The sequence below is a fragment of the Idiomarina sp. UBA3162 genome (genome assembly GCF_002364475.1).
GTDB lineage: Bacteria > Pseudomonadota > Gammaproteobacteria > Enterobacterales > Alteromonadaceae > Idiomarina.
On sequence record NZ_DEYI01000024.1, the window covers coordinates 17,153 to 29,619 of the forward strand.

The following is a 12,467-nucleotide window of genomic DNA, read 5'->3' on the forward strand; positions in this document are numbered from 1 at the left end:
TGTTGCCACTTACGGTTTAACGCTATCATAACCTAAAATGAGTCGAGTTAAGAGAGTTCGAATGAGTGAAGAACAAAAAAGTCAGCGGTTAATTTGGATCGATTTAGAAATGACGGGGTTAAATCCTGACTACGATCACGTTATTGAGGTGGCAACCATCGTGACTGACGCCGATTTGAATATTCTTGCTGAGGGCCCAACTATAGCGATTCATCAGCCGCAGGCAAACCTGGATAAAATGGATGACTGGAATGTCAAAACGCATACCGGCTCAGGTCTCGTCGAGCGAGTGCAAAAGAGCCAGCATAACGAAGCGGATGCGGTGCGCGAAACCATTGAGTTTTTATCACAGTATGTCGAGCCCAATACATCGCCTATGTGTGGTAATTCAATTTGTCAGGATCGCCGCTTTTTGGCGCGGCACATGCCGGAGCTCGAGGCTTTTTTCCATTATCGAAACCTCGATGTAAGCACGATAAAAGAACTGGCCAAGCGCTGGAAGCCCGAAGCCATGAATGGGTTCAAAAAGAAAGGCGCACATGAAGCACTTGCTGATATTCGTGAGTCAATAGATGAACTCAAACATTATAGAGCACATTTTTTCGCCATTTAAACGGCCCGTGGTGAAAAAGCGGTTGACGTTGGCGGCGGTTTCAGTAGAATACACGCCGCACTGACGATGCGGGAATAGCTCAGTTGGTAGAGCACAACCTTGCCAAGGTTGGGGTCGCGAGTTCGAGTCTCGTTTCCCGCTCCAAGTCAGACTCTCCTAAGTATTTATACCGAAATGCGGGAATAGCTCAGTTGGTAGAGCACAACCTTGCCAAGGTTGGGGTCGCGAGTTCGAGTCTCGTTTCCCGCTCCAAATCTCTTTTATCTTAGTATTCGCTACCCAGCATCCCTTTTAAATGCGCCACAACACTGCGTCCTAATGCGCTGTGATCATAGCCGCCCTCTAAGCTAGAAACGATGCGTCCAGAACAATGTTTGTCGGCGATCAACTTCAGTTTTTGCGTAATCCAAAAGTAATCATCTTCTTTTAATAAAAACTGCGACATTTCATCCTCAATATGACCATCAAAACCTGCTGAGATGAGAATTAATTGGGGTTTAAATGCATCGAGTTGAGGCAAAATTTGGTAGTACACAGCCTCTCGCCAATCTAAACTTTTACAGCCTGGCGGTAGCGCGATCGAAATAATGTGATCGTCGTTTTCGTTCTCATCAACATAAGGGTAGAGCTGTGACTGAAAAGTTGAGCAAAACAGGATATTAGGGTGCGCTTGCACAATATCTTCCGTACCGTTGCCATGATGCACATCAAAGTCAACAATCGCTACGCGTGATAAGCCATAAGCCTGCTGCGCGTACAGCGCTGCAATGGCTATATTATTAAATACGCAAAACCCCATTGCTTGATCCTTTGTCGCATGATGTCCCGGCGGTCTTACCAGGCAGAACGCCTGTTTGTTTTGATCGGCTAACACTTTATCTACGGCAGCCACGTTTGCGCCAACCGCATGGAGTGCAGAATCAAGCGTGTCGGGCGTCATCGGCGTATCTGGATCGAGCCAAACATGACCCTCCTGAGGCTGTTTACGATACAACTCACTGATGTACTGATCGCTATGCGCTAGTTTTATATGCTCTAACGTTGCAGGACCCGCCTGCTCACGAGTCAACACAAAGTCGAGTCCTGAACGAATAATCTGGTCATTCACCGCGTCTATACGACCAGGACACTCTGGATGTTCTTTATCAGGGTTATGCAGTAGACAGTGAGGATGAGAGTAAAGGAAAATACTCATGAGGACGACTCTTCTTGGGTTTGGTTTTGCTTAAGTTCGAGTTTGAGCATGACTTCACCCGGCTCATCACTCGCTTGACGCACAAATCCGGACTTCTCAAACACGTTGAGCATGGGTTTATTATTCACGAGTACGACTGCCTGCATTGAGTCGAGCCCACGTAGTTTGGCAATTCGTATCATTTCTTGTAGTAAGACACTGGCCATTCCCTGACCCTGGTAATGCTCACGAGTAACAAACGCGACCTCGCAACTATTATGAGATTCAATATAGTAATAGCGCCCCACGGCCATGATTTTTGCCGCAGAGCCTTTTTGACGCACAATACACAGTGCAAGGTCAACGGACTGATCAATACTCACTAAAGTACAGGATTTTTCTCGACTCATTTGTGTTGGGACAGCGTTATAACGCAATTGGAGCGTTTCTTTTGTGTGCGAATAGAAGAACTCTTGCAGACGGCGTTCGTCGGACGGGTATAGCGGCCGTAAATCAAACTCCTCTCCGGCGAAGCTGATTTTCTTAAAACCAATCTCTCCAAGTTCTGGCACATCACTCGGTGTTAGCTGTTGGTAATGGGGCACCCAGTAATGCTGACGCACTTGCTGTAATAACTGCTGTCTAAACTTAGGATGGGCAACACGGATAAGTTCGAGTGCACGTTCTCGAATACTCTTACCGCGCAATGATGCAACACCGAACTCAGTCACAACATAATGGACGTGACCGCGCGAGGTGACCACACCGGCGCCTTCACGAATGTGTGGCACGATACGAGAGGTTTTACCATCCTGCGTCGTTGACGGTAGGGCGATGACCGGTTTCCCACCTTGGCTCAGTGATGCTCCTCGACTAAAATCAACTTGCCCACCAATACCCGAGTAGAATTGATGACCTATCGAGTCGGAGACCACTTGCCCGGTTAGGTCGACTTCAATCGCGCTATTAATAGCAATGAGGTTGTCGTTGCGCGCAATGTTTGTTGGCGAGTTGACGTATTCACTTGGATAAAAGCCAACGTGGGGATTGCGATCGACAAAGTCGTATAGCGCTTGGCTACCCATACAAAAGCTAGTGACAATTTTATTGGGATGGAAGGTCTTTTTACGGTTATTAATCACGCCTTGCAGCATGAGGTTCATAATATCGTCGGTGATAAGCTCGCTGTGTACACCGAGGTCTTTATGGTTACCTAAGTAGTGTAACGCTGCGGCACAAATACGACCTAAGCCAATTTGCAAAGTACAACCGTCTCTTACTAACAAGGCAATATACTGTCCAATACGTTCAATAATTTTGTTATCTACGGTATCGGGTGGCGGTAATTCAGGTAGCGGTTGATCGTGATACCAAAAGTAATCGATCTGATTTTTATGCAGGAAGGATTGACCAAAGGTAACGGGCATATGCTCATTGACTTGTGCGATTACGGTATTGGCCGATTTAGCAGCGGCGGCCACCATATCAACGGAGACTCCCATTGAGTGATAACCATATTGATCAGCAGGGCTGACCATAATAAGCGCAGCGTCTAACGGTAAAATACCGTTGTTAAACAAATTGGGAATATCGGAAATAAAACAAGGCGTATAGTCTGCTCGCCCTTCATTAACCGCCGTGCGAACGTGATCGCCGCCAATAAAAAAGGTGTTTACTTTGAATAGCTGTTGATGCTCGGGTAATGCCCATTTATTGTCAGATAGCGTCATGAGCTGCACAATCTCAATATCGTGCAGATGCTTTGCATTTTCGATCAGATCGTTAATAAGCGCCGTAGGCACCGCCGCGTGGGAACCGATAAAAATACGTTGTCCAGACTTTAAAAGCTTGGACCAGTCAAGTTTGCCCATAATCACCACCTTGCAGGGGATTTTCTTTATTTAGATTGAGCGCTAAATAAGCTAGACTGTTACAGGATGTTGCAAAATCGTATACAATGTCGCCGCTAATACAAAAAATATAACAAAAAGTTGGACGCATATCCGTGAAACTTGTCAAAACTCATGAATCACTCACGCATACATTATGTCTATTGTTACTGAGCTTTGTCTTGGTCGGCTATGCGTCTTTAGTCGAAGCGAATACGGTTGAAGACCAACCTCCTCAGTCTATCGAGTCGCAACTCAACGAATATCTTAATCAATCGGTGGCTGATGATTTTGATGGCAAAGCTTTTTTGCAGCCCGTCATTAATCGGCTCGCGCCAACGACCCCCCTTGCCGTCCGTGTTAGAGCACTTACTTATTGGGCATCCGAGTTTGCCTATGAAGGACAGTATGACAAAGCGAATGAAATTTTAGATCGGTTGGAAAAAGAGGTTCAGCAGAGCAGTGATGCGAATCTAAAAGCTGAATTGCTGGCCAATCGAATTGATTTGCTGGTATTCGCAGATAAGCTCGATAAAGCCTTTGTTAAAGTGCCGGACCTCGAGGCGATTATGCCGAGAGTGCGTAATCCACGAATCAATTATTACGCCTATAACTTGCTTTCGCGACTTTACACGCAGTGGAGCCGCTATGAAGTTGCGTTGGGTTATTTAATTAAAGCACAGTCCGCGCTTGATCATATGGAAGGCATTAGTCAGCTTCGTCGTCGATTGTACCTCAAGTCATCCATTGCAGATATTCAGTTGCGCCTCGAACAGTGGGACTTAGCGTTGAAAACGTCACAGGAGGCACTCGATGAAATCGGCGATAATTCCATTCCATCGTTGTCATATGAGCTGTGGTTTACTCAGTATTATGCCTACACCAGTCTTGGTAACTATGAGCGTGGACTTACGGCGCTGCAGAAGGCGTATCAGTATACGGAAAACTTTCCCTATCAACGCGCCATTGTTTTGAATAATTTTGGCGACTCGTACATGCGGCTAGAGCAGTTGGATAAAGCTAAAGCTCACCTGAATGAAGCCTTGGCGTTAGCCAAATCATTAGATTATGACGATATGGTGCGCACGGTCGAATTTAACCTAGGTTTTATCGCTGTGAGACAAGGCGATAGCTTAGGTTTGCAACAGATGAAACGGGTCGTTGATTATTTTCGCGAAACCGACCAATTGAGTGCGCTTGAACAAACCCTAAAGGAGCTTGCTCAAGCCTTTGAAGTTATGGAGCGATATAAAGAGCAAGCGGTTGCTTTAAAAGAACGACAGTCTATTCGAGAAAAAATCTTACAAAATTCGCAAAGTAAGGCATTAGCCGAAATGCAGGCATTGTACGATAATCGTGATAAAGCTCAGCGAATAGATTTGTTGGAGCAGCGCAACAAGCTGAGCGAGCAGATCATAGAGAATAATCGTCAACAAACAATTATCACTTGGTTAGCGATCATTCTGGGTGGCTTTGTGTTCTTGGCGCTATTGTTGCTCTACCGCAAAGTGAAAGAGTCTAACCGTAAATTGCAACAGGCTAACGTTGCTCTATCAGAGCAAACTAAACGCGATCCGTTGACTGGTTTGGAGAACCGTCGCTCGATGCAACTATCGATGGAGGCGCGCAGAAAACAAAATGTAACCACGCCGATTGGTCTCGTGTTACTCGATATTGATAATTTCAAGCGAATTAATGATACCTACGGACACCATACCGGCGACGAAGTACTCGTAGAGATGAGTCGTCGTCTGCGCGAATTGTGCCGCGAAGACGATAGCTTGGTCCGCTGGGGCGGAGAGGAATTTTTATTTTGCCTTAATCGCGTTAACCAGCAGCAGCTCATAGAGCTTGTGAAGCGTATTCAACACGCGGTGTCGTCTGAACCGGTCGAGACGTCGAAAAAAGCCATAGAGGTGACAGCGACTATTGGTTTCATTACACTGCCTTTCAGTCATTTCAGTGAGGCTGAGCTAGACTGGGAGAGCGCTCTGAAGTTGGCGGACCTTGCACTTTATTCAGGCAAAGCACGAGGTCGTCACTGCGCAGTTGGCGTCATGGGCTTAACAGAGCACGGGCATGCACACATGGATGACTTAATTGATAACTCAGATGCAGCTATTGAAGATAATTGGTTAGTGCTTGAGTTAGTCGAGGAAAGTTGATGAAGCTATCGCAATTTGGTCCAGGGGCGCTTGTAGCGGCCGCATTCATAGGGCCGGGAACGGTAGTAACGGCCTCGCTGGCTGGCGCTGAATTCGGTTATGCGTTGTTATGGGCGCTATTACTTTCCACACTTATTTGTGCTGTTTTACAAGAGATGGCATCGCGTATTGGGGTGGTCACCGGTAACGGGCTTGGTGAAAACATCCGCGACCAAATTACCTCACCTTGGCTGCGCATTCTTTTCTTCACACTGATTATCGCGGCCATTGTGGTTGGCAACAGCGTTTACCAAGGCGGTAACTTATCGGGCGCTACGCTTGGTGCGCAGGAAGTGTTGGGGGAGGTGCCGTTACTATCGGATTGGTTTGCCAAGGGATGGCCGTTAGTTTTTGGCCTATTAGCGGCCGCTATTCTTTGGCAAGGCAAAGCCAGGTTTATTGAGTATGCGTTGATTACGCTGGTTTTGTTGATGAGCCTCGCGTTTATCGGTACTTTTTTGTTGACCGACCCGAACTGGCTTGGCGTTGCCGATAGTTTGCTGCGCTGGCGTTGGCCGTCGGACAGTATTTTAACCGTTATCGCGCTGGTCGGAACGACCGTGGTGCCTTACAACTTATTTCTTCATAGCGCGTCGGTGGCAAATAAGTGGTCCGGTGATGAAGGAGTAAAACAGGCGCGGATCGATACGTTTATCTCAATTCCGCTGGGCGGCCTCATTTCTATGGCGATATTGGCGACCGCTGCCAGCGCTTTTTTTGCTCAAGGTATTGCTATTGAGTCCGCTGGTGATCTTGCTATCGCGTTGGCCCCTTTATTTGGTGACTCTGCTAAATATTTAATGGCACTCGGCTTGTGTGCAGCCGGTATTTCATCAGCTACCACTGCACCACTGGCATCTGCTTATGCGCTATGCGGTATTATGGGATGGAAACAGTCATTAACTGGCTTTGCTTTTCGCGTCATTTGGGCAACGATTCTAGTGCTAGGTGTTGTCATTAGTAGCCTAGGTCTATCGCCGATTAAAGTGATCTGGTTTGCTCAAGTCGCTAACGGTATTTTACTTCCGGTTATCGTCGGTTTCATTTGGTGGTTGTGTAATCAGTCGACGATGAGACACATGAAAAACAGTATCGTGGGTAATGCATTCGCAGCCATCATCATGTTAACCAGTATCGTGCTAAGCTGGAAAAGTCTGCATCATGTCTGGTTGTCCATCACCGGTTAGTCACGGGTATTTGAGCTAAAAAATAAAGTTTTCGTTGACAAACTTTCTTTCTACATCTATATCGTCATTGTCGTTATAGGCGACAGACTTTTTGTTAGGTTTTAGTCTGTAGGAAGGGCTTGCCATGACCGCAATTACACGTGAATTTTTATTGAGAAAACCGTTTAACGATTTCCGCAATTATCCCTATGGTTTCTCTCGCTCTGGGGATTTTTCTATTCGAGAAAGTGACGCACTGACTCAATATGGCTGTTTAATCACTGCTTTATTGCAGGGTGAATTAACGCCTAGCTGCGATGAAGATATTTCATTGCTCGCATCGGCTCGTGGTGAACAAGCGCCCGTAACCGTTGTTGAAAAGGCTTGGGCAAAATACCAAGCACGCATACACCGGCCTAAGGTGGCAAGTATGTATGGTAAAGGTAAATTATCCGATGAAGATTTCGGTTACTCCACTGACAGTGAAGATGACTTAATCGTCGAGGATTAATTGAGGAAAGCGTCTGTGACTGAAAAAACAGGCGCTTTTTTGTTGTTGTTTTGCTCGCTTCTTTGCTTCTGCCGCTAAATCAGAAACGTCATGATACGAGTTACAGCGATAATAGTCTGGCTGTACAATACCAATTGCAATGCCTAATAATGGGAACTGCGCTCGTTCTCCCGTTCTGTCATTGGCCAAAATATACTGCCTCGCTTGATCAGCGGTTGAGTAAAACTCTTTCACTTTGGCCTCAAAACGCGCCACTACGTCGAGATATTTATCTCTGTTAGTCGCAGCAACAGGCGAGATAGTGACAAAATCGTCGCCCCCGATATGACCGACAAAGTGATGACTCTCAGCGAATACCTCGCGTAATAGCTCGCCCACCCAAGATATTACTCGGTCGCCTTTCGAATAGCCGTAAACGTCGTTATAGGGTTTAAAGTTGTTAAGGTCAAAGTAAGCGACTTCAAAAGCTTTATTATCTTCGAGATATTGGGAGATGGTGCGGTGTATCGGCACGTTTCCCGGTAACAAAGTTAGTGGATTAGCATAGCGTGCATTCTGAACTTTGACTTCGGTGATGCGTCGCAAGAGATCTCGAATGGACGCGATGCCTTGATATCGACTATTTTGTGTAACAATAAATTGTTTGTAGATATCAACATCAAAATCATCGGTCACTTTGTTACTGACCAAGTCGATGGGTGTTTGCCAGTCCACAATCATGGGGTTCTTATCCATTACTCGAACGACATCTTTATTGGCGTAAAGAGCGCGTCCATAAGACCCCGAGAATAACTCCATAATCGCTTCGCGGCGCAACATACCGACCGGCTTACCGTTGTCGACAACGGGAATTGCGGTGAGTTGCTTGTCACCGGTGAATAAATCAAGCGCCACATGCGCTTTTGTCGTCGATGGGATGCTAGGCGCATCTTTAACTAACTGAGCAATGGTATCGCCATTAGGTCGATGTGAGCTAGCAATACGCTCTATCAGTTGTGAATCCGGGTGTAAGGGCGGGCTTTGAACGGGCCGACAGAGGTAAAAGCCTTGATACAAATGGATTCCTAGTTCATTCAACTGCTGCAGTTCTGCTTGAGTTTCGATACCCTCTGCAATGACTTTCGCGTTTAAATTACGAGCAAGGTTGATAATTGATTGCACAAACTCCTTTTTAGTCGCATCGTGCTGGAGTTCTTTTATAAAATAGCGGTCGATTTTAACGAAGTCGGGTTGCAGTTCTGACCATAACTTGAGGCCCGAATAACCCGCCCCCAGATCATCGATAGCGACACGCAGGCCCAGTGCGCGATAATGCGCAATAGCCTCAGATAGTAAATCGGTATCATCTATTGGGTAACGTTCTGATAGCTCGATGATGATGCGTTCAGGTGCTAACCCATGCAGTTCTGAGAGCCGCAGGGTGCTGCCAGTGGGATGGCTCTCATCTTTAAGTACGTTGGGATTTACATTGAGGAATAACTTGGCGTCTGTCTCAAGTTGGACAAAGCGCTGAATGGCTGCGTTGCGGCAGGCTAATTCGAGCTCGGAGAGGAGTTCTTGCTCTTGTGCTAACTTAAAGAGCTGGTCAGGGAACTCGAGTGAATGCCCCTCAGGACCACGAATAAGTGCTTCAAATCCCAAAATTGTTTGCGATGCATTGTCAAATATTGGCTGAAAAAGCGGCGATAAACGATCATTTTCGATGAGTTCTAGTAAGGCGTCCCGATTCGACATGCATAGTGAGCTGACTGATTAACGATGGCATTAATTTATCTCAATTGAGTGACGAATTTGTGACAGTCGAACTAAAAAGCGGCTTAGACAGCCGCTTTTTAAACTCGCTATTAACCCAGACGCTTAATAGCATGGTGTGCAATATCATTGCGGTAATAAACGTTATCCCAATGAATATGCTTAACTAACTGATAGGCTTCAAGCTGTGCCTGCTGGACGTCATCGCCAAGTGCCACGCAACACAACACACGACCGCCGTTTGTTAACAAACGGCCTTGCTCGTATTTTGTACCGGCATGAAAAACCTTGTATGACTCCGTTGCTTCGGGAATGCCTTTAATTTCGTCACCCTTATTATAGGACTCAGGGTAACCTCCAGCAGCCATCACTACGCCTACAGCGGTGCGTTCATCAAAGCGAGCCGAAGTACCCGCCAATTGACCTGTAATCGCCTTTTCGCAAAGCTCAACCAGATCCGAACGCATGCGCATCATGATGGGCTGTGTTTCGGGATCACCAAAGCGACAGTTGTACTCTAACACTTTGGCAGAACCATCTGGAGCAACCATTAAGCCAGCATAAAGAAAACCAACATAAGGTGTACCTTCCGCTGCCATGCCGTCGATGGTGGGTTGAATGACGTGCTGCATAACCCACTCATGGACTTCATCGGTGACGACGGGAGCGGGAGAATAAGCGCCCATACCGCCGGTATTAGGACCTTTATCGCCGTCATCGCGCGCTTTATGATCTTGACTCGATGCAAAAGCGACGGCTGTTTTACCATCGGCGATAACGATAAATGAAGCTTCCTCGCCAGTGAGAAACTCTTCGATTACAACACGACTGCCGGCCTCGCCGAACTTATTGCCAGCTAACATATCGTCGATTGCAGCATCGGCTTGCTCAAGGGTTTCAGCAATAATGACGCCTTTGCCTGCTGCTAAGCCGTCTGCCTTTATGACGATAGGTAGTTGGTTGTCACGCACATAGCTTTTAGCCGTCGCAATATCTGTAAAGGTGTCGTATGCGGCTGTAGGAATGTTGTGACGCGCCAAAAAGTCCTTACTGAACGACTTTGAGCCCTCGAGTTGTGCGGCTGCAGCAGAGGGACCAAAAATCGCAAGTTTACGCGATTGGAACAGATCAACGATACCTTTTACCAAAGGCGCCTCAGGACCAACAATGGTGAGGTCAATCGCATTCTCTTGAGCAAAGTCAGCTAACCCCTCGATGTCTTCAGCACTGATGCTAACATTTTTAAGGTTTGCTTCATCGGCTGTTCCGGCGTTGCCCGGTGCAACAAATACCTCAGTGACTTGTTTTGACTGGGCGGCTTTCCATGCGAGCGCATGCTCGCGGCCACCGCCACCAACTACCAATATCTTCATGTGTTACCTTTGTGTTGTTGGTTTTCTAAACTTCAGTGTGAAGCGATCGCTCTCGCCAATCGCCTTATATATCTCGGCATCATCACCTTCATTAACATTTAATGTCGGTGGTAGGTTCCAAACACCATTTGGATGGTCTGCCGTATCTTTCGGGTTGGCATTAATTTCACTGGCTTCAACAAGCTCAAAACCCGCTTGCTCAGCGATATCAATAACCCACTGTTGATGAACATAGCCCGATTCCGCCATTGCATCAGCACTCGCATTGCTCGGTAAGCGGTGATCAACAACACCTAAAATACCGTCTGGCTTCAGCGCTCGCCAAAACTGACTAAATGCGTCACGCACAGCTTCTTCACCGCCGCTCATATACCAGTTGTGCAAGTTACGGAATGTTAGTACGCGGTCAGCGCTGTTGGGTGGCGCAATATCACTTTCCAAATCAGTCAGCGGTGCAAATTCGGTGATTTCAACATTACCGAATACCGCTTCGGTTTGAATACGATCAGTGAACTTTTCTAATGAGCGTTGATAATAGTCACTGCCCGAGTTTTGCGGAAAGTGTGCAGCGTAAAGCTGGCCGCTTTCACTTAAATAAGGAGCGAGAATTTCTGTGTAGTAACCGCCGCCTGGCCAGATCTCAACCACTGTCATGGTTGGTGCGAGTTCAAAAAACTCGAGGGTTTCAACGGGATGACGAGCTTCGTCACGCTTTACATAGCGTTCCGTGCGGCTATCGTCCTGAACGGCTTTTTCTAGTGTCATGCTAGAGCCGACTGAACCTTCGTTCGACGCTTGCCCGCAAGCACTTAAAGTCAATGCCGCAGCAATCGATAACATCAGTTTCGTTTTCATTCTTGTTTCCTCCGTAGTTGTTGAAGATAGATTAGCCCTGCTGATGCAGGGCTGCAAATCTGTCTAACTATTACCTACGGATTAATGACGGAAATGGCGCATTCCCGTAAAGACCATGGCAATACCATGTTCATCGGCCGCCGCAATAATTTCCTCGTCTCGAATGGAGCCGCCTGGCTGAATGATCGCTTTAATGCCGGCTTCTGCAGCGGCATCGATACCATCGCGGAATGGAAAGAACGCGTCAGACGCCATAACAGAGCCAGGCACATTGAGGCCTTCGTCGTTGGCCTTTATACCTGCTATTTTTGCACTATAAACGCGGCTCATTTGACCTGCGCCAACACCGATTGTCGCGCCGTCTTTGGCATAGACAATCGCGTTAGATTTAACAAATTTAGCCACTTTCCAACAGAAACGCAGATCGGCCATTTGCTCATCGGTTGGCGCAACTTTTGAAACGACGCGTAACTGCGACTCATCCACGTCTTGCGCGTCTGCTTCTTGAACTAATAGACCACCTGCAACGCGTTTGTAGTCCCATTGCTCGGTCGACTGCGACCACTCTCCACACGCCAGTAAGCGGACATTTTTCTTCGATTCTATGACGACTTGTGCAGACTTACTGACGGAGGGCGCAATAATCACTTCGACAAACTGTTGGTCAATGATTGCTTTAGCGGTGGCTTCGTCAAGCGGGCGGTTAAACGCGATAATACCGCCAAAAGCGGATGTAGGGTCGGTTTTAAAAGCGCGTTGATACGCCTGTTCAATGGTGTCTGCGATAGCAACGCCACACGGGTTAGCATGTTTAACGATGACACAGGCTGGCTCAACAAAGCTTTTTACGCATTCGAGCGCAGCATCGGTATCCGCGATATTGTTAAATGACAACGCTTTGCCTTGCAATTGTGTTGCGCTGGAAACGGT

10 protein-coding genes and 2 tRNA genes are annotated in these 12,467 nt (G+C 47.1%); 6 read left to right on the top strand and 6 right to left on the bottom strand.

Annotated features, from left to right (window positions below; genetic code table 11):
• Positions 1 to 61 precede the first annotated feature (61 nt).
• The 3 genes from orn (at position 62) to B2X00_RS03050 (ending at position 865) form a co-directional block, all read left to right on the top strand.
• Positions 62 to 613 carry an oligoribonuclease gene (gene orn, locus B2X00_RS03040; RefSeq protein ID WP_290486063.1) on the top strand — a complete coding sequence of 184 codons (552 nt, stop codon included), beginning with the start codon at positions 62 to 64 and terminating at the stop codon, positions 611 to 613.
• Positions 614 to 681: 68 nt separating this feature from the next.
• A tRNA-Gly gene (locus B2X00_RS03045) sits at positions 682 to 757 on the top strand.
• A gap of 32 nt (positions 758 to 789) precedes the next feature.
• A tRNA-Gly gene (locus B2X00_RS03050) sits at positions 790 to 865 on the top strand.
• 13 nt (positions 866 to 878) lie between these two features.
• Here B2X00_RS03050 and B2X00_RS03055 read toward each other — a convergent pair.
• Both B2X00_RS03055 and B2X00_RS03060 read right to left on the bottom strand, forming a co-directional pair.
• A complete protein-coding gene (locus B2X00_RS03055) occupies positions 879 to 1,808 on the bottom strand; it encodes a histone deacetylase family protein (protein WP_290486064.1) in 930 nt (309 codons plus the stop codon).
• Positions 1,805 to 3,658 carry a bifunctional acetyl-CoA hydrolase/transferase family protein/GNAT family N-acetyltransferase gene (locus B2X00_RS03060; RefSeq protein ID WP_290486065.1) on the bottom strand — a complete coding sequence of 618 codons (1,854 nt, stop codon included), beginning with the start codon at positions 3,656 to 3,658 and terminating at the stop codon, positions 1,805 to 1,807. Before B2X00_RS03060 ends, B2X00_RS03055 begins: the two co-directional genes overlap by 4 nt.
• A gap of 134 nt (positions 3,659 to 3,792) precedes the next feature.
• On the opposite strand from B2X00_RS03060, the gene B2X00_RS03065 reads away from it, so the two are divergent.
• The 3 genes from B2X00_RS03065 to maoP all read left to right on the top strand — a co-directional run bounded on the left by B2X00_RS03065 (position 3,793) and on the right by maoP (position 7,557).
• Positions 3,793 to 5,841 carry a tetratricopeptide repeat-containing diguanylate cyclase gene (locus B2X00_RS03065; RefSeq protein WP_290486066.1) on the top strand — a complete coding sequence of 683 codons (2,049 nt, stop codon included), beginning with the start codon at positions 3,793 to 3,795 and terminating at the stop codon, positions 5,839 to 5,841.
• Positions 5,841 to 7,067 (top strand): Nramp family divalent metal transporter, encoded by a 1,227-nt coding sequence (locus B2X00_RS03070; RefSeq protein WP_290486067.1) that lies wholly within the window; start codon positions 5,841 to 5,843, stop codon positions 7,065 to 7,067. The genes B2X00_RS03065 and B2X00_RS03070 overlap by 1 nt, the downstream gene beginning before the upstream one ends.
• Positions 7,068 to 7,191: 124 nt before the next feature.
• The gene (maoP, locus tag B2X00_RS03075) at positions 7,192 to 7,557 is read left to right on the top strand and encodes a DUF413 domain-containing protein (protein ID WP_290486068.1); all 366 of its coding nucleotides are present in this window, start codon (positions 7,192 to 7,194) and stop codon (positions 7,555 to 7,557) included.
• Here maoP and B2X00_RS03080 read toward each other — a convergent pair.
• From B2X00_RS03080 to purH, 4 genes are all read right to left on the bottom strand, one after another.
• Entirely contained in the window at positions 7,540 to 9,291 is a 1,752-nt protein-coding gene (locus B2X00_RS03080; protein WP_290486069.1) for an EAL domain-containing protein, read from the bottom strand. The genes maoP and B2X00_RS03080 overlap by 18 nt on opposite strands.
• A 110-nt stretch (positions 9,292 to 9,401) precedes the next feature.
• The gene (gene purD / locus B2X00_RS03085; RefSeq protein WP_290486070.1) at positions 9,402 to 10,682 is read right to left on the bottom strand and encodes a phosphoribosylamine--glycine ligase; all 1,281 of its coding nucleotides are present in this window, start codon (positions 10,680 to 10,682) and stop codon (positions 9,402 to 9,404) included.
• Between the two features lie 3 nt (positions 10,683 to 10,685).
• On the bottom strand, positions 10,686 to 11,537 hold the full coding sequence (locus tag B2X00_RS03090) for a class I SAM-dependent methyltransferase (protein ID WP_290486071.1): 852 nt from the start codon (positions 11,535 to 11,537) through the stop codon (positions 10,686 to 10,688).
• Between the two features lie 81 nt (positions 11,538 to 11,618).
• Positions 11,619 to 12,467 (bottom strand): bifunctional phosphoribosylaminoimidazolecarboxamide formyltransferase/IMP cyclohydrolase (gene purH / locus B2X00_RS03095; protein ID WP_290486072.1); only part of this gene is annotated, 849 nt, incomplete at its 5' end.

What these genes read in the sequence shown, in the direction of transcription:
- orn (WP_290486063.1), top strand. Translation starts at nt 62, where the DNA reads ATGAGTGAAGAACAAAAAAGTCAGCGGTTAATTTGGATCGATTTAGAA.
- B2X00_RS03055 (WP_290486064.1), bottom strand. Translation starts at nt 1,808, where the DNA reads ATGAGTATTTTCCTTTACTCTCATCCTCACTGTCTACTGCATAACCCT.
- B2X00_RS03060 (WP_290486065.1), bottom strand. Translation starts at nt 3,658, where the DNA reads ATGGGCAAACTTGACTGGTCCAAGCTTTTAAAGTCTGGACAACGTATT.
- B2X00_RS03070 (WP_290486067.1), top strand. Translation starts at nt 5,841, where the DNA reads ATGAAGCTATCGCAATTTGGTCCAGGGGCGCTTGTAGCGGCCGCATTC.
- maoP (WP_290486068.1), top strand. Translation starts at nt 7,192, where the DNA reads ATGACCGCAATTACACGTGAATTTTTATTGAGAAAACCGTTTAACGAT.
- B2X00_RS03080 (WP_290486069.1), bottom strand. Translation starts at nt 9,291, where the DNA reads ATGTCGAATCGGGACGCCTTACTAGAACTCATCGAAAATGATCGTTTA.
- purD (WP_290486070.1), bottom strand. Translation starts at nt 10,682, where the DNA reads ATGAAGATATTGGTAGTTGGTGGCGGTGGCCGCGAGCATGCGCTCGCA.
- B2X00_RS03090 (WP_290486071.1), bottom strand. Translation starts at nt 11,537, where the DNA reads ATGAAAACGAAACTGATGTTATCGATTGCTGCGGCATTGACTTTAAGT.